The organism is Micromonospora sp. CNZ309, from assembly GCF_002846525.1.
On record NZ_PJNG01000001.1, the window covers coordinates 2,700,120 to 2,716,866 of the forward strand.

14 protein-coding genes and 1 pseudogene are annotated in these 16,747 nt (G+C 67.9%); 5 read left to right on the forward strand and 10 right to left on the reverse strand.

Annotated elements, in window-relative coordinates:
- Nucleotides 1-80: 80 nt before the first annotated feature.
- A complete protein-coding gene (locus CLT72_RS10640; RefSeq protein WP_101411247.1) occupies nt 81-1,244 on the reverse strand; it encodes an IS110 family RNA-guided transposase in 1,164 nt (387 codons plus the stop codon).
- A 764-nt stretch (nt 1,245-2,008) separates the two neighbouring features.
- On the opposite strand from CLT72_RS10640, the gene CLT72_RS10645 reads away from it, so the two are divergent.
- Both CLT72_RS10645 and CLT72_RS10650 read left to right on the forward strand, forming a co-directional pair.
- Nucleotides 2,009-3,577 (forward strand): ISL3 family transposase, encoded by a 1,569-nt coding sequence (locus CLT72_RS10645; protein WP_101411251.1) that lies wholly within the window; start codon nt 2,009-2,011, stop codon nt 3,575-3,577.
- A 295-nt stretch (nt 3,578-3,872) separates the two neighbouring features.
- A complete protein-coding gene (locus CLT72_RS10650; protein WP_101411255.1) occupies nt 3,873-4,790 on the forward strand; it encodes a tyrosine-type recombinase/integrase in 918 nt (305 codons plus the stop codon).
- 180 nt (nt 4,791-4,970) lie between these two features.
- On the opposite strand, the gene CLT72_RS10655 is transcribed toward CLT72_RS10650, so the two are convergent.
- From CLT72_RS10655 to CLT72_RS10670, 4 genes and pseudogenes are all read right to left on the reverse strand, one after another.
- On the reverse strand, nt 4,971-6,164 hold the full coding sequence (locus tag CLT72_RS10655) for an alpha/beta hydrolase (protein ID WP_199184545.1): 1,194 nt from the start codon (nt 6,162-6,164) through the stop codon (nt 4,971-4,973).
- A gap of 133 nt (nt 6,165-6,297) precedes the next feature.
- The gene (ybiA, locus tag CLT72_RS10660; RefSeq protein ID WP_101411259.1) at nt 6,298-6,780 is read right to left on the reverse strand and encodes a riboflavin biosynthesis intermediates N-glycosidase; all 483 of its coding nucleotides are present in this window, start codon (nt 6,778-6,780) and stop codon (nt 6,298-6,300) included.
- A gap of 170 nt (nt 6,781-6,950) precedes the next feature.
- Entirely contained in the window at nt 6,951-7,997 is a 1,047-nt protein-coding gene (locus CLT72_RS10665) for a serine/threonine protein phosphatase (protein ID WP_486484226.1), read from the reverse strand.
- A gap of 270 nt (nt 7,998-8,267) precedes the next feature.
- Nucleotides 8,268-8,914: pseudogene (locus CLT72_RS10670) on the reverse strand (aspartyl/asparaginyl beta-hydroxylase domain-containing protein).
- A 94-nt stretch (nt 8,915-9,008) separates the two neighbouring features.
- On the opposite strand from CLT72_RS10670, the gene CLT72_RS10675 reads away from it, so the two are divergent.
- Nucleotides 9,009-9,689: a hypothetical protein gene (locus tag CLT72_RS10675; RefSeq protein WP_101411264.1), complete on the forward strand. Its 681-nt coding sequence runs from the start codon at nt 9,009-9,011 to the stop codon at nt 9,687-9,689.
- Between the two features lie 166 nt (nt 9,690-9,855).
- The gene (locus tag CLT72_RS10680; RefSeq protein ID WP_101411267.1) at nt 9,856-10,389 is read left to right on the forward strand and encodes a DUF4240 domain-containing protein; all 534 of its coding nucleotides are present in this window, start codon (nt 9,856-9,858) and stop codon (nt 10,387-10,389) included.
- Nucleotides 10,390-10,520: 131 nt separating this feature from the next.
- Here the strand turns inward: CLT72_RS10680 and CLT72_RS10685 are convergent, their stop codons facing one another.
- Complete coding sequence (locus CLT72_RS10685; RefSeq protein WP_101411271.1) at nt 10,521-11,498, reverse strand: hypothetical protein; 978 nt, start codon at nt 11,496-11,498, stop codon at nt 10,521-10,523.
- Nucleotides 11,499-11,679: 181 nt separating this feature from the next.
- On the opposite strand from CLT72_RS10685, the gene CLT72_RS10690 reads away from it, so the two are divergent.
- Nucleotides 11,680-12,918, forward strand: coding sequence for an IS701 family transposase (locus CLT72_RS10690; RefSeq protein WP_199184735.1), 1,239 nt, complete (start codon nt 11,680-11,682; stop codon nt 12,916-12,918).
- A gap of 259 nt (nt 12,919-13,177) precedes the next feature.
- On the opposite strand, the gene CLT72_RS10695 is transcribed toward CLT72_RS10690, so the two are convergent.
- The 4 genes from CLT72_RS10695 to CLT72_RS10710 form a co-directional block, all read right to left on the reverse strand.
- Entirely contained in the window at nt 13,178-13,612 is a 435-nt protein-coding gene (locus CLT72_RS10695) for a hypothetical protein (protein WP_101411275.1), read from the reverse strand.
- Between the two features lie 159 nt (nt 13,613-13,771).
- Entirely contained in the window at nt 13,772-15,025 is a 1,254-nt protein-coding gene (locus tag CLT72_RS10700) for an NYN domain-containing protein (RefSeq protein ID WP_101411277.1), read from the reverse strand.
- A 134-nt stretch (nt 15,026-15,159) separates the two neighbouring features.
- Entirely contained in the window at nt 15,160-15,678 is a 519-nt protein-coding gene (locus CLT72_RS10705; RefSeq protein WP_101411279.1) for a DUF4913 domain-containing protein, read from the reverse strand.
- On the reverse strand, nt 15,675-16,742 hold the full coding sequence (locus CLT72_RS10710) for a hypothetical protein (protein ID WP_101411281.1): 1,068 nt from the start codon (nt 16,740-16,742) through the stop codon (nt 15,675-15,677). Before CLT72_RS10710 ends, CLT72_RS10705 begins: the two co-directional genes overlap by 4 nt.
- Nucleotides 16,743-16,747 lie beyond the last annotated feature (5 nt).

The following is a 16,747-nucleotide window of genomic DNA, read 5'->3' on the forward strand; positions in this document are numbered from 1 at the left end:
CGGATCCGACTCCTGACGGAGATGGCACGGACGATGCTGGCATCCGGTGCCGACGGGGATCAGGTAGGCACCCCTCTGTGTCAAGAGGCGGCGGCGAGGGTTGTTCTAGGCTGGGGTGTGGCGGGTCCGGGAAGTGACTTTTCCGAAGTGTCGATCTTGGGGTTTGGGTCGGCCGCGCTGGATTGCAGAGTCGCCCCCGCGTGTCCTCCCGGGCCCGTCTTGACCAGCTTCGCGTCGGCCACCATCTGCCGGTAGACGATGTCGGACAGACGCCGCTTCAGTGCCCGTAGGGCCTCCATCGGGGTCTTGCCCGCAGCCAGTCTGCGTCGGTAGTAGCGGCGCCCTTCGGTGTCACGGCGCAGCTGGACGATGGCCATGATGTGCAGGGCCCGGTTGATGCGCCGGTTGCCGGCTCTCGAGAGCCGGTGCCGGTTCTGGTCGCCGGACGAGGCGTCGATCGGTGCGGTGCCGTTCCACGAGGCGAAGTGGGCGCGGCTGGCGAACCGGGCGATGTCGCCGATGTCGCCGAGCAGGCGGGCCGCGCCGGACGGTCCGATGCCGGTCAGATTCATCAGCCGGCTGCCGGTGTTGTTGACCAGGTCGGTGAGTTCCTGTTTCGCGGTTTTGATCTTCTTGTCGATGACGACGAGTTCGCCGATCAGCTCGGAGGCCAGCCGGCGGCGGGTCTTGCCGACCACGTCACGTGGGCGCACGGTGCCCAGCAGGGCGCGTGCCTGCTGGGCGGACAGGTCCTTCTTCGCGCCGCCGGGCACCAATTCGAGCAGCAGGTGATGCAGGCGGGAGACCACGTCGGTGCGGGCCCGGCCGAGCTGGTCACGGCGGTCGACCAGCAGCCGTAACGCGACCGTGGTGTCGTCGGTGACGACCTGCCGCAGACCTTCGGTGCGCAGGGCGACCACAGCGACGCTGTGGGCATCGACCGGGTCGGTCTTGCGGCCCTGGCCGGTGGCGAACACGCGGGCCCGGGCGGACAGCTTCGCGGGAACGTCCACGACGGTCTCGCCGTCAGCGACCAGGCGTTGAGCGACATGCCGCCCGATGCCGTTGCAGCCTTCGACCGCCCAAAGGCGGTCCTTGTGCTTGCGTCCGGCGGCGAGCATGGCCTGGTAGCCGTCGCGGTCGGTGCCGAACCGACCCTGCCCTACTGTCTTCTCCCGGGCGTTGATGATTTCGATGGTGGCGGAACGCTTGTGCGGGTCCACGCCGATGATGACCTGGGCCATCGTGTCCTCCCTCGATCCGACGATGGGTCGTCGACGGGAGGGCAGCGCTACCTTGAGCTGGGCAGTCCCCTCTTGAGCCTCTCTCCGCCGCGGTGACCGGCGGGGCGCACGCCAGATGAGAGCCACACCAGCCTGCGGTGGGCAGCCGCGATGAGAGCGACCCCACCGGTCACCTCGACCAAGCCTGGCCGGGCTGCGGTCGTACCACCAGTCAATAGGTAGCCGCGAAGCGCTCGTCACCGACGGTGATGTCGGCGCCGGTCGCCGAGGTCCAGACGTGCCGATGTGAGTGTGTTAGCTGGCGGGCCAACGAGCTGCAGGCGCGGGATACGATCTCGCGGATTCACCGGGAGTTGAGGAGCCGCACGTGGATGCCGTTGAGTTCCGGCCCGGCGATCATCTGCTGGTTTCCTGCGAACCGCACCGTGCCAAGGTGGTAGGGGCTGACCGGTTCTATGTCTACGTGCGCTGGCCGTGGCGCCGCCCGGATCCCGAGTCGGCGTTCTGCTGGGATGGGACGCGTGCCTTCGCCCGCGAACCCGAGCACCGTGACTTTGACCAGCTCTGGCGGCTTGCCCCCCCGCCCGCTGAGCTGCAAGAGGGTGACCTTTGCGAGGTCTTGATCCCGCCTACCGAGGTCGTCGTCACGTGGGCCGCTCGCTTCGATCCGCCGAAGGATTTGGGCTTGTCAACGCCGGCTGAACTTTGGCTCTGGCACACATTTTGTGAGTCGTGCTCATCGGTAGGTCGGGTTGGGTGCCGGGATGGAGATCATTCCGGCGTTGCTGCCGCATCTGGCGGGCCTGCGGCTGGAAGCGGTGGTGATCCGGGCGGTCGGGGTCAGGATCAGCGCGGCGACCCAGACGGTGCGGGCACGGTGTGGCGCCTGCGGCACCTGGTCGACCACTGTGCACGGTCGGTATGTGCGGCGGCTGGCCGACGTCAGGTTGGGTGGCCATGAGGTGCTGGTCGCGTTGACGGTCCGCCGATTCGCCTGCGTCGACAGCAGTTGTCAGCGGCGGACGTTCGTCGAGCAAGTGCCCGGTCTGACTCGCCGTCATGCCCGTCACACCGTCTCAGCGGCGGGCGACCTGGAAGCCGTCGCGGTGGCGTTGGGTGGTCGACCGGGCAGCCGGTTGGCGCATCGGTTGGCCGTGTCGGTGTCCCGCTCCACGTTGATCCGAATGACCCGCCGGATGCCTGACCCGCCGCCAGTGACGCCGACGGTGCTGGGCGTGGACGACTTCGCCCGCCGTCGTGGCCACCGCTACGCGACCGTGCTGCTCGACATGCATACCCGCCGCCCGATCGACGTTCTGCCCGACCGCACCGCCGACACCCTCGCCGCGTGGCTGCGCCAGCATCCTGGCGTTCAGATCATCTGCCGCGATCGAGGAGGCAGCTATGCCGAGGGCGCCCGCAAGGGAGCACCTGACGCGATCCAGGTCGCCGACCGGTGGCACCTGCTGAAGAACCTCAGCGACACCGTCGAGAAAGTCATCCGCGGGCACCGCCGATGCCTACGCACCCACGCCGAACCGACATCTGCCCTGGTCGCCCCGGTCGACGAGCCGGGCGAGGCGGGGCGGCGGGCGGCGAACACCCGCCAACGCCACGCGGCCGTGCACGCCCTGCGCGCCGAAGGACTGACGATCAGCGCGACCGCCCGCCGACTCGACATGAACGTCAGAACCGCCCGCAAGTACGCCCATGCCGCCACCGCCGAGGCGTTGATCGGCCCGAACGCCAGCACCCGACCCAGCGTCCTAGCCCCGTTCCACTCCTACCTACGGCAACGCCTCACCGGCGGCGTCCACCAGACAGCCCTGCTACACGCCGAGATCCTGGCTCGCGGCTATCAAGGCAGCCTGCGCGTGCTGCGCGACTGGCTCGCCACAAACCGCACCCGCCCCACCCCTGCGACCGCAGGTCGGGTGCCGTCGGCCCGGCGCATCACCGCTTGGATCATGCGACCCGGCCACAAGCTCACCGACGACGACCGCATCGACCTCGCCGACGCCCGCAGCCGCTGCCCGGACCTCGACACAATCGCTGACCTCGCCCGCGGGTTCGCCGCGCTGGTCCGCCACCAGGGCACCGGGCAGCACCTCGACGCCTGGATCGACCGCGCCCGCCACGCCGGATACCCCGAAATCCGCGGCTTCGCCGCCGGCCTGGCCAGCGACCGCGACGCCGTCGTCGCCGGTCTCACCCAGCCCTGGAGCTCAGGCCCGGTCGAGGGCCAGGTCAACCGCATCAAGACGATCAAGCGACAGATGTATGGCCGCGCGAACCTCGACCTCCTCCGCAAACGCGTCCTGACCACCCCGTGAGCCATCAACAAGATCAATCACAGAATGTGTGCCAGAGCCAGTTTTCAGGCGGAGCCGACAGGGCTGGCTTCCCCGTCCTACCGGAGCGCTGAACGTTGTGCCGGTCTTCGGGGAGTGGCATCCAGATGGAGAAGACGAAGCAGAGTCCGGTGAGGGTTTGTACCTCAACGATGCCGAGCCGCTGAAGATCGAGCGCTTGGTCCAGCTGCCTGTTCGCGCGTGACTAGCTGGCGTACACGGATCTGCCCCTCCAGGTGGACTGGCGTTCATCGCCGATGGTGACGCACGGTGACGTATGGCTATCTCTCCTGTTTCGGCTTCCAGTGTCGTACCTGCCGATCAACTCGTTGTGCGCGCCGCAGTGTCGGCCTTCCTGGGTCGCTACCGTGGCCAAACCCGCGTCCATACCGAGTCCGACCTGCGGATCTTCCTGCGCTGGTGCACCGACCACCGCCTTGATCCGTTGGCTGCGGCGCGGGTGGACATCGAGCGGTACGTGCGCTGGCTGCAAGACGTGCGTCGCTACCAGCCCTCGACGGTCTCGCGGCGACTGTCGGTGGTGGTCGGGTTCTATCGGGTCTGCGTCATCGACGCCATCCTGGAACACTCGCCGGCCGACTACGTCCGTCGGCTCACGGTGCCGGCCGAGTCGCCGACCCTCGGGCTAGGTCACCTACAGTTCGAAGCCCTGATCACCACCGCCCGGAAGTCCCCGAACCTGAACGACTTCGCACTGGTCGCGCTCTTGGGTCTGCTCGGTTTGCGGATCTTCGAAGCCTGCGGGTCGAACATCGCCGACCTGGGCGAGGAACACGGCCACCGGGTCCTGCGCGTGCGCGGCAAAGGAGGCAAGGTCGCCCTCGTCCCGCTGCCACCCGCGGTCGCCAGGGCCATCGAGCGGGCCGTCGACGAGCGCACCAACGGGCCGATCCTGCGCAACACCCACGGACAGCGGATGGACCGGCACGCCGCCACCCGCCGACTCAAGCACCTCGCCGTTGCCGCGGGGGTCCGTATGCCGAGGATGCACCCCCACATGCTGCGCCACACATTCGTGACCACCATGCTCGACGCCGGCGTCAGCCTCCGCGACGTACAGATCGCCGCCCGCCACGCCGACCCGCGGACCACCATGCGCTACGACCGGGCCCGCAAGAACCTCGACCGCCACCCCAACTACATCCTCGCCGCGTACATGGCCTCCGGGACATAGCCAGCGCTCGCGGCTTTGCCGAGATCAGCGCAGCCGATCATCCCAATGTTCGTACAGGTGTCTCGCTGAGAAGCTTGTGCGCGGCGCGGCCGACCACAGCCCACGCCGAGGCGGTGATGTCGTACGTCTTTGCCGACCAAACCGCGATGCGCAACTCGGCGCAACGCCCCCGTGTCGAGGTTAGGTGAGCCTGTTCATGGCAGCCTGGATCTTCAGCCATGACGGGTCGCTGTCTGACGCGTCGGTGACCGATTCCAGATCGCCGGGCTGCCAGGTCCGGTTTCCGTCGGTGAGATCAAGTTGGTCCATGTCGATGACCGAAGCCTCAGAGGTGCCGGCAAGGAACTCGGTTACTGCGGCAGTTGACGCCTCGGCTGGGCCGGCCCGTCCCCCCGACAGCACCAGAAGCGTGCCGTCGCGGCCGGCAACGATCAGTTCGCCTGTGGCGGCAGCCGTCAGGGCGGTCACCATCGACCCGGGCAGCACCTCATACTCGGTCACCTGTTTCCCGTCGATCTCGAACTCGATGACGGCACCCTCCGGCGTACCGATCCAGAGAACACCCGGAGATGGCCCGAACGCGACGTTGTGGCGCGACCAAGCGCGCATTCTGTCCAGCCACTCCTGCGGGTACGGGTACCCCGGACTTGGGTCCCCGAGTGTCAGGCCGAGAACGCGGCGCAGCGAAGGAAACTCGAACACCTCCAGCGAGTTGTCGTAGGCGTTGCCCCGCACCGCGAAATGCCGCCCGTCCGGGCTGAAGATAGGTGTCTCGTAGCCGTCGCAGTCGAGGACCAACGCCCGCCGCATTGGCCGCAGCACCGGCTCGGTGTCTCGAGAGAACAGCACCAGCGTGGCACCCTGATCGCTTTGTAGAGTGGCCAAGAGGCCACCGCCCGGATACGCCGCGACTCCGGTGTCCCAGCGCGGGCCGATTGCGGTTGCGCCGGAGGCGAGGTCGAGCGTGATGGAGGACTCCCAGCCCTCCTCGCCGCCGCCGGGCGACACCCAGAGCGTATGACCGTCCGGACTGAACGCCACTTCCCGTTGGTACTCGGTCGGCGGAACGCCATCGATCGCGGCGATGCCCGAAGGAGTCCAGCAGGCCGTGCTGTTGCCGTCCGCTATAACCAGCTGCGGCTCACCCGGATGCCAGGCGACAGAGGGTGTCCGCTTGAACCGGTCATAGCCAGTGGCGTCGTAGACGGCCGAATCCGCACCGACACCGCCAATCTCACGCAACTGCCCGACCGCATACTCCCAGATCCGGATCGCCGGGCGTTCGGTGTCCCAACCGGCTATCAACGGCAGCCTGGGGTGGCAGAGCAACCGCTCGAGCGTGGCTCCGGAGCGCATCTGTGCCAAGGTCTCCACCGGCACACCGTACCGGCGAGAAGCGCGCATAGACGGGCATGCCGGTCCGAGGGCTATGACCTTGAACTCGCCGACCTGCCGCAGCTATCCGGATCTGCCGCGGACAGAGCGTTCGCGATGGTTGCGCTCAGTGCTATCGCCGCTGTCGGCGGCCCTGGGTGTTGGCGTTCTGGGTGAGGTCGGCGCGTAGCTGGATGCGGGTGCGCATCAAGATCCGTCCGAGCATGTTCTTGCCGGTGCCACTCCGGCCGCGTCCCCAGTAGTGGTCAGTGCTGGTGTCCTCGACGATCTCCTCGTCGCCGGTGTCCAACAGGATGGCGCGGATGTCGGCGTGGGCGGTGAACTTGGCCGTCACGGCCCGGCGCATCACGTCGTCTTTGACCCGTTCCCAGTCGCGGCGCAGCGGCCGGGACCGGTCGCGGCCCAGCTCGGCGGCCCGCAACGGGGTCGCCGTCCGCCGGATGAGTTCGGCGTGGCGGGTACCGGGGAACTTCTGGGCCTGGAAATAGTGCTCGGAGGTCGTCCACCAGTGGCCGTCGAGGTCGAAGCCGTGGCCGGAGAAGTTGGAGAAGCAGCCGTACGGAACCTCGTCGGCACCGTAGAAGTAGATCGTCATCGGGGCTCGGAGCGGGGGTCGGGGATCTGCACCGTGTCACAGGCATCGACAGAGCGGCAACCGAGTTCGCTGGCCACCATCCGGATCTGCCGCGAGTCGCACGCTACGCAACGTCACGATGCTTGGTCGGTCGGCGTCCGGTCGTGCCGATGTGAGTGCAGTTCCCTTGCTCAACTTGCCCGATCCGCAATGATCTGGACTGTGTTCTCGTTGCCGGGATACTCGGCCTGAAGGTCGCCGTCGAACAAGCGCCAGCAGAAGTCGTTCATCCGGGCAGCGGCGGGGGCATGTCTGGCGATGATCTCCCCTACGGGCGGCGGCAGGTCCGGTGGGATATCGCCGGCCGCGCATCGGCGCACAAACTGGTCGCGTGCGACGGGACCGCCGCCGACCGGCACGGGCACCCCGCATACCGAGGTGGCCAGCCAGTTCACCAGCCGCATGGAAGCATAGTCGGCATCGTGACCGGCATTGCGGGCAGCGAAGTGGCGCTCGGCGTCCGACAGGTCGAAGCGCGGTGAGGTGGCGAGCCCGAAGTCAACGAGGTAGAGCCGCTCTTCGTCGGCCCGGATATTGCCGAAGTGTCCGTCCAAGTGCAGCATCTCGCGGTTACGCAGGAACGCCACCATCTCGAACAGCTGCCGCTCGACCGCCGCGGCTCTGCCGACCGGGTCGCTCAACCAGCGAGGCAGCTCGTCGGGAAGATGTTCGAGGAACAGCACGAGGCTCGCGGTGGCGCCCGCCAGCGCTTCAAACCGCGCACGTACGGCCTGGTTACCGCCGAACTGGGCGACGACGGCGTCGATGTCGAGGTGCTCGGCCGCGACCGGCGGGCGGCCGGGCAGCACCCGCCAGTGGTGCAGCAACGGGAACGACTCCGCCTCGCCAGCGAGGACGCCCTCAGTGACGCTCTGGTTCGCGACCAGTTCGCGCCACGCGCCGAAGCCCGGGCCAGCCAGGCGGTACATGCCGTATTGCCAACGGGCTGGCATGCCGAACAGGTTCGCCGTGCTGTGCGGATGAGCCAGCTCCCGGTCGGTAATCGGGACCCGCTTGACGAACACGGGCACGCCGTCGACGTCGGCGATCGAAGAGCTGCCGCCCACGCCCACGCCGTTGAGTGACGCGGCCCGCAACAACGCTGCCAGTTCACCATCGGTGCGCCCGGCCAGCAGCGCCGCGACGCCGTCATGGCGGGAACGTCGTGTGAGGAGCACCGCTGCATCATGCCATCGAGCGACAGCCCTTTGACACGGTGCGAAGCGGTCTTCTTTGCCAGGCTAAGTGATGCGCCCGATTGGACAGTGACGGTTCTGAACGGGTTCGGAAAATGCTGACAGGGCGCCATGACAACTCACTGTCATGCCGCGTACGGCGCTGCGCGGAGCGTGATGCCCTCGGATGCTGCAGTGCTCACCCGGCGTTCGGCCAGGTTCTCGGAACGGCGGGATAAGACAGGGCCGTGAAGATGCGCTGGGGTGTCTCGCTCATCCACCGCGTCGTACAAAGCCTGCCACCGAGGCCGGCAGTTCGTCCTGCGGCATGTCCTCGTAGCCAGGACGGGCGAAGTCAAACAAGAACACGACGCGGTCGCTGGAGCCGTAGTTCCACGCCTCATGCGTGACGGTGTCGTCGAAGACGAAGGTCTTGCCTTCGCGCCACTGCCGGGTCTCGTCGCCCACTCGCAGTGCGCAGTCCGCAGGCACGACCAGCCCGAGATGCGCGCGGTATACGGTCGTCACCCACCCCTGATGTGGCTTGATCTGGGTGCCAGGAGCCATCCGAGAAAACCCAGCGTCGTCAGGTGAGGAACCTTCGTCAACGCAGAGGCAGTGTTCGGGCACGCTTCGAGCGCCTCCTCAACCCGTTCCCCGAAGGCGACAAGCCCGTACACGCTCCAGCCCTGGCCGTACATCTCGCGTTGCACCCACGGCTGATAGGTCCCCCGCGGCAGAGCAAGGCACTCATCCCGGATGGCCTCCCACCGTGCCCGAAGATCGGCCAGGAAGGGAAACTGCCGCTGATCCACGAACATGAGAGACCATGGCACCAACGACGGATGATGCGGGCTACGGCGCCGCCTCGTGACGATCGTGGCCCTCGTACGCACCTCCAGCGGTAGACGCACGCTCATGCCGCTGACGGTGCCGCAGTCTGTTCCAGGCACAGGGCGCGTTGGACATCTTGTCGCATCTGCAGCCGGTTAGCAGTTCGGCTAGGTTGGCCACGTGAATGTCCAGGTGCTGGAAGGTTCGTTCGTCGAGGTGCCGACTGCCGAGGGCGAGGGCGCGGGAATGGACCGCCGCGCATTCGGCGAGTTCGTCGGGCCTCGCGGCGAGTTGGCCTCGTACGCGTTCGGCTGGACCACGCGGTCGCAGCCCCACGTCGCCCGACTGTCGATCGGGATCGGTGCCGGCAATCCAGGTGGCGGCACGTTCCACGCCGTCGTGTTCCAGCACCAGGACGGTCATGCGTTCTCACTCATCGACGAGCCGTTCGAGCGGGTACCACAGGGCGGCCCGGATTTGACCGCAGATCAGGCTCGATCCCATGAGGATCTGCCGTTCGTGTGGTGGGTTGCGGACCACGTCATGCAGCATGATCGACGCGCGTGGTGGATGCGGCACTGGCTGGTGGGCACCACGTGCATCCAGACCATCGAGGTCTTCGAACGTCGCGAACCTGTTCTGCTGGTGAGCAACGAGGTTGACGACGGGCTCTGGCAACTTATCGGCGCCACGGACGCGGACAGCAGCACCGGCAGGATCGGCCACCTCCACCACGTCGTGGACGAAGATCCGACCTTGATCGACGTTCTCGACCTGCCGCCGGGAAGTAGCGCACAACGCGCCCGCCGCGGAGAACCTTGGACCGGCCACCCGACCACCCAGCCTGAGCCGATCGCGTAAGGGCTTCCCTGACCGGCGGCAGGCTCGGCGAGACGAATGCACACGCACTACTTTGCCGCGATCAGCTCATCTTCCAGGGCTCCGTGCGCTAGACGGGCGGTCAGGCACGGGCACGACGGCGAATGGTGGGCGGCGAAGTCGGAGACCGCTGCCATACTCCCGCGTCATGAGTGTTGACGAGTTCTGGAACGTGGTGGCGAAGGCACGGGAGTCTGCGGCCGACCCCTCGGACGCCGAGGACGTCGCCAAGCAGACACTGCGGCTGCTGGCTGCCCTGCCGGCCGACAAGATCGCGGAACTGGCGCAGCCGCTGTGGGATCTGCGTGCGCAGTCGTACGGGTGGGACCTGCGGCAGGCGGCCTATCTGATCAACGGCGGTTGCTCCGATGACGGCTTCGAGTACTTCCGGGGCTGGCTGCTCACACAGGGGCGTGAGACGTTCGAACGCGCTGTGGCAGACCCGGATACGCTCGCCGACCTGCCGGTGGTCCAACGCGTTGCCGTCGACGGCGGGTTCGATCTTGAATGCGAATCCATGTATGGCGTCGTATGGGACGCATACGCGGTCGTATCAGGGAGCATGGAGCTGCCCAGTGCGGTCACTGGCAGATACCCGGAGCTCGGCCAGGGCTGGGACTTCGAGGACGACGGCGAGGTCCGTCGGTGTCTGCCGAGGCTCGCCGCGCTCTTCATGGATTAGTCGCGTCAAGCGGATCTGCCACGGAGCGCCGTGATGCCGAGGAGCGGATGGGGCAAGTTCAGTCCCGCCTCCGGGGTGAACCTATTCGGGCGGCCAGGAGCCCGTGACGTAACTGAGTGTTGGGGAACCCGTCACGGCGCAAACGGGTCCCAGTGGGTGGCATAGCGGAGCAGGGACAGCGCCAGGTCGGGGTGGGCGGCGGCCCATTGCGTGTCGAAGAGGAACAGTTGCTCGTGGCCGAAGAAGTCGTCGATGTAGCGGGCGGCCTGGGCGAGGTGCTCATCCACCGCGACGCGGGCCTTCGGTGGCGGCTCCGGCAGCTTCCATTGCATGGTCTGCTCGTGGCTGGGTGCGGTCCATGTTCCGGGGATCGACAAGTCGTATGGTTCGAGGCGGACGTAACGGTCCATGGCGGGGCCGATGCCATCGTCGCCGGGTCCGACGAGGCAGCGCAGCAGGTCGGCGTCGAAGCGTTCCCGGGACACGGGATCGGCGATGCCGCGTAGGTGGTCGGCAAGTCCGGGCAGGTTGACGCCGGGGAAAACGGTCGCTTCCCGCTGGTCCAGGTTCGTGCCGTTGTGGTCGGTGTGCTGCCAGGTGACGCGGACCGCATAGACGGAATCCGGACCGGGCCCAGGTGGGCCGACGAGGCGGAGCGCCACGTCAGGGGTGAAGGTCGCGCCGGGCGCGGCGGCGCCGGACGGCAGCGGCCAAGTGTCGTTTACGAGGTACGCGAGCCGGTCGGGGTGGGCGGCGATCGCCTCGTCCTCAAGGAAGAAGTAGGCCAGGTCCACCTCGTCGTCGTTGGTACGCACCCGCAGCCCCCGCTCGTCGAGGCGTATCAGGTCGTCAGATTCGACCGATAGGTGCTCGTCCAGGAGTTCGCGCAGCTCGACGAGGGTCTGTGGGCAGGGCAGGCGGTGCTCCTCGATCGCCTCGAAGATCGAGTTGAAACCGTAGGCACCGCCGCCGATCTCGGCGTCGAGAAGCGCTTCCGGGTCCTCGTGGTGCCAGGAGCGCTGGAACCAGCCGAGCACCGTCGTTTCCGGCACGTGGAAGACCAACTTGCTGAACGGAGAATCCACGCGCGACCGCTCCACGAAATACACGTGAGGAGCTTAGTACTCCAGCCGGGGATGTTGACCTTGGCTGAGCTGGGGCTTGGTGTGGTGTGTGAACGGGTGCAGCCACCGTCGATCATGGGCGGTTGTGTGGACTGACCATGACGCGGCGGTGGCTGCGGGATACAGGGTAGACGCTCAGCGGTGGCGGGTGTTGTTCGACGGCCTGATGCTGACGGTCGGGGGACGTTTCCGCAGGCCCGAGCCTCGCCGTCGGGTGCGTGACTTCGTCCGGGGCCTGCTGGCGCCGTTACCGTCGAAGAACTGCTGGACGATCGCCGAGCACGCCGGTGACAGCGGCCCGGACGGGATGCAGGACCTGTTGACCCGGGTGCGCTGGGACGACGCCGCCGTTCGTGTCGATGTCCGCGAGTTCGTCGCCCAGCACCTCGGTGATACCGAGGCGGTGCTGGTCATCGACGAGACGGGGGACCTGAAGAAGGGCCGGCACACCGTCGGTGTCCAGCGGCAGTACTCAGGCACGGCCGGGAAGATCGAGAACTGCCAGCTCGCCGTGCACCTCGTCTACGCCACCGACACCGCTCACGCGATGCTCGACGCGGCCCTCTACCTGCCGAAATCCTGGTGCGACGACCCCGAACGCCGGACACGGGCCGGTGTCCCCGAGCAGGTGCGGTTCGCCACGAAACCGCAGCTGGCGTCCCGGATGATCACCACCGCGGTCACCGCCGGGCTGCCGTGCGGGTGGGTGGCCGGCGACGAGGCCTACGGCAACGATCCACGCCTGGCCGCCCGGCTACGTCAGCTGCGCCTGGGCTACGTCCTGGCCGTGGCCCGCTCCCACCAGGTCACCACCAGCCTCGGCGTCCACCGCGTCGACGCCCTGGCCACCGGTCTTCCCACCACCGCCTGGCAGCGCATCTCCGCCGGCCGAGGCGCGAAAGGCCACCGCTGGTACGACTGGTCCTACACCGCCCTACCGCACGCCACCGACGCACACGGCGGACACCACTGGCTCCTGACCCGCCGCAACCGCCGCACCGGTGAACTGGCCTTCTACCGCTGCTGGTCACCGCAACCCGTCCCACTCCACCGCCTGGTCACGGTCGCCGGCCGCCGCTGGAAAATCGAAGAATCGTTCCAGGCCGCGAAGACCGGACTCGGCCTCGACCAGCACCAACACCGCCGCTGGACGTCATGGCACCGCTGGACCACCCTGGTGATCCTCGCCCACGCATTCCTCGCCGCCGCGACCGCCAACCACCACCATCAACCGGCCGGGCTGATCCGACTGACCGTCAACGAACTACGCCACCTGTTCCACGTCCTGATCATCGAACCCACCCGCCGCCGAGCGGACCCACTGCTCTGGTCCATCCGCCGACGACGCCACCAAGCCCAAGCCATGACCAGCCACTACACCCGACAAGACCTCACCGAGCCGTGATCACAATCCCCGGCTGGAGTATTAGGTGTGCGAGTGGAGATCGCATACGCCCTGATGCACAGCCCGTTGGAGGGAAACGGGCGCGCGGACGTGACTCGGCCGACCGCAGCCCATGGTGTTCAGTGCCCATGAAGCCGGAATCACGCGGGCGGCCTTCGATCGGATGTCCGGATCTGCCGCCGACCGGGCGTCAGGGTGCATCACCTGAGTGAGATCAGGTGACGCGCTCGCTTCCGCCAACAGGCGAGCACCGGAGGCGCTACGCCCACGGTGGGATGTACCGGCTCACGTACTCGCGAGCACGAGGAAGCGGGTCGCGCCAATACTGGTTCGGCATACGGGAGTGGTGCTCCTCGCAGAACTCAGCGAGACTGACCGTGATCTTGACTCGCTCCAGCGGGCGGCCTTCGAACTCTGTGTTGACCGCCAGCAACTGCGGCTCGGGATGCCAGCCTGAGTGGTCGAACGCCCAGCCGTCCCAGACCGCGTAGACGTGGAAGACCTGCCGCTCGCCAGCGAAGCGCACCGCCGCCATCTCAATCGACCGGTCCGCGTAGAACTCCCGGCATGCCCAGGCGAGGACATGACACGCCCCGGCAGCGAAGAAAGCCTGGTCTGTCCGCTCCCATGCGACGCGCTGGTCCGATCGCTCGATCTGCGTCCGACGAAACGTTCCCGCTGCTTCTGCTGCCATGACAGGGACGTTAGTCACTGGCCCGACGCAGTCGCTCATGCCGCTGACCGTGCGTCACGGGTGGCAGCCGCCGTCCAAGGGTGGCGGGCGCGCGGTCGTGCCGATGACAGCGCACTGGGATCTGGTCGGAGTTCATAGTGGCGGCGGGCTTAGCGTGGTTCAGTGCTCGTCCTGGATCCACGCGCACACCGCGGCCCGCTCGGCCTCCGACAACTCCATCCGGGCGTTGACCGTCAGCCGCAGGACGTTACCGGCGAACTCCGAGGCGAGGTTCGCCGCGTCGTGTCGTGCTTCCCGCCAGTCGACTCCGCTGTACTTCAGGCCGATGAGCACGAAGTGGATCGCGCTCCTCGTGACCGTGTGTCCCCGCCGGCCGCACGCCTCACGGATCACCTCCTCCGCCTGCGCCTGTGGTAAGGCGGGGTTGGCGCGGCCTTCTTCGGCGATCGACCGGAACAGTGCCTGGTAGGCGTCTGTGCCGATCAGCGGTGCTCCGACGACCCGGCTCACTCGTTCGGCGATCTCCGGCGCGCTCGCGGGCTGGACCAGTTCATGCCTGGCCGGGTCGAGCAGCCAGCCGGGGTGGCGCGGCTCCAGCACCAGGGTGTCGCTCTGGATTGCCGCGACGAATTGCTTGAACCCGCCCGCCCCGGCCCAGTTTGTCGTCGCCTCCCGTCCCACGGTCTTGCGGACGTGGTGTGCTGCGGAGGCGAGGTCGACCGGTGTCGTCGACTGTGCCACAAGCTGCCGCACCGCCGCCTCGAGGCGGTTCCGCACGTGGTTGCTGTCGCGGTCGGTCGGCGCAGCAGCGGTCGCGCGTGGCTGCGGCACGGGGGTGCGGACCTGGTCCACTCCGGCTTGCGACGGGCTCAGGCCCAAGGCTTCCTCGATGAACATGATGTCCGGAATCGCGAAGTCGCACACCGACTGCAGCGCGGCGGCGGTCGGCCCGCTCACCAGCATCGCCGAGGTCCTGTCGTGCTCCCGCAGCCGCATGAACACGGGGGTGAAGTCTGCGTCGGTCGACAGGACGACGAAGTCGTCGAACCGGGTCGGGTGGGTCAGGGTGTCGAGGATGTCGAGCACCATGTGGATGTCGGCACTGTTCTTACCCATGCTCGTCAGCGACGGGCAGTCCACGACCCGGAACCCGGCCCGAGTGAAGTATGAACGGAACTTGCCGGAATGGCTCGGCTCCAGGTAGCAGATCCGACGTAGCAGCACCCGCGGGACTTCGTCGTCGTCGACCCGGAATGGGCCGAGATCCTGCTCCATCCACCGCACCCAGCGCCCCGGGTCAGTGGCGAACGCCGTAGCCGCGTCGGGGCTTGAGTTGCGCAAACCGATGTACACGTTCTCGAAGTCGACGAATAGCGCCGCACGGCGATACGAAGCGAGCTGGGCTTCGGCCATGGCGCTACCTCCGGGAACGTGGACTGATCGACCATAGACGGCCGAGGACGTGCCCGGCGTCGACCGTTCGACCCCCAGTTCCGTGCCGCCAGGACGAGTGTTGAGGACCAGCGGGTAGAGGAAGGCCGCTGTGCCTACTTGGTATCCCACCAGTCCCACCACTGCTCCGGCGCTTGCTCAGCGACGGCCACGGTGGGTGCCTTGTGTCGGGCAGTGCTGCCGTCGATGCCGGGGGCGCAGGAGCGGAATGGCCCGTCGGGGCCGAGCAGCATCGGCAGGTGGTGGTCCAGTTCGCGCAGCCAGCCGAGCATGCCGGTCATCTCCAGCCGGGCGTGTTCCCAGCCGTACCACAAGGCGGTCAGCCGGGTGACGGCTTCGTCGTGGCGCCACCACTGCTCGCACCAGTGCCACCGCACCAGCCCGACCTCGCCGACCGGTCGGGGAAATCCCGGCAGGAGGTAGTCGCGGACCCACTCCTCGACGGTCGTATACAGCGGTGGTTGTCCCTGCCCGCCGTCGCTGCCCGCGCGGTCGGCGACAACCTGCTGGAGTTCGGCGACGTGCCTGGTCAACAGCGCTACCTGGGCGGTGAGATCCTCTGGCGCCCCGTCCACCTCGTCGAAGGAGAGCCTTGAGGTTTCCTCGCGGGTCATCGGGTCACCGCACGGGCCCGCTCCGGTACCACGGTCGCCGGTCGCTTGGCGGCCACGACGGGGTCCACCTTTCCGCCGACGACCAGCGGGGCGAAAGTCCTGCTCAGGCGCCGCTGCTGGGCTACGGCCTCGCCGTGGCTGGCCGAGCCGTAGTGCTCCGCCGCCATAACTCGCCCCTCGGTGTGCTCGTCGACTGCTGTGCGCGGATGGTCCTGTGTGGCGACGGCGCGGGCCTGCACCCGATCCTCGTCCGCGCGTGCCAGCAGGTCGCGGTCGACGGCGTCGGCGACCACCGGCGTCAGTGCGCCTGCCTTGCGGGCCTGACTCACGTACTGGCGTGCCAGTCCGAGGCTGTCCGCCGCTGGCGCCCGGCCGCTGGCGCGCAGGTCACGCTGTAGCCGGTCCAGCGCCTCGGGACTGACGTCGGCGAGTAGTTTGCCTGCTTCAGCGCGTACGGCGGCGTCCAGGTCGTTGAGCGCCTTCCCACCAGCGGGTAGTGCCTTCCCGTTCGCGCTGGCGCGCAGCTTCGGGCCCTCGGGGCCACTGTGCGGTCGCGCCGCTCTGCCGCTGGCGCCGGCCCTCGTCGCTTCGCTCTCCCAGACCTCGTGGGCCGCGGCGCGGGCGGCGTCGGGGGCGGACTTTCCAGCCGCTCGCTGCCGGTCGTACGCAGCCCGCCACTGCGGGTGCAGCTCGCCCAGGCGGTCCAGTGCGAGCCCCGCGAGCTTCTGTGCGACAGGGTCGCCGGCGGCGGCGTGCACCGTCGCGGTACGCCAAACCTCGGCCACCTCGGTGAGGGTGGCGTCCTTCAGCCACGCGCCGTCGACCCGGCGGGCGAGTCGCTCCCGGTCGGCGCGGACGGAATCGCTGAGCCGATCGGCGGCGCGGCTGGCCGCCTCGGCGGCCCGCTCCCGGCCGGCCACGCGTTCCTCCTCGGCGGCCCTGCGCTGAATGCCCACCGCAGCAAAGCGGGCGACGGCCTCGCTGAGGGTAGAAACGACGCTGAAGAACTGCATCGCCTTCTGTCTGGCCTCGTCGACCGGGTCATCGTGCTGCGGTTGCAACATTCTGG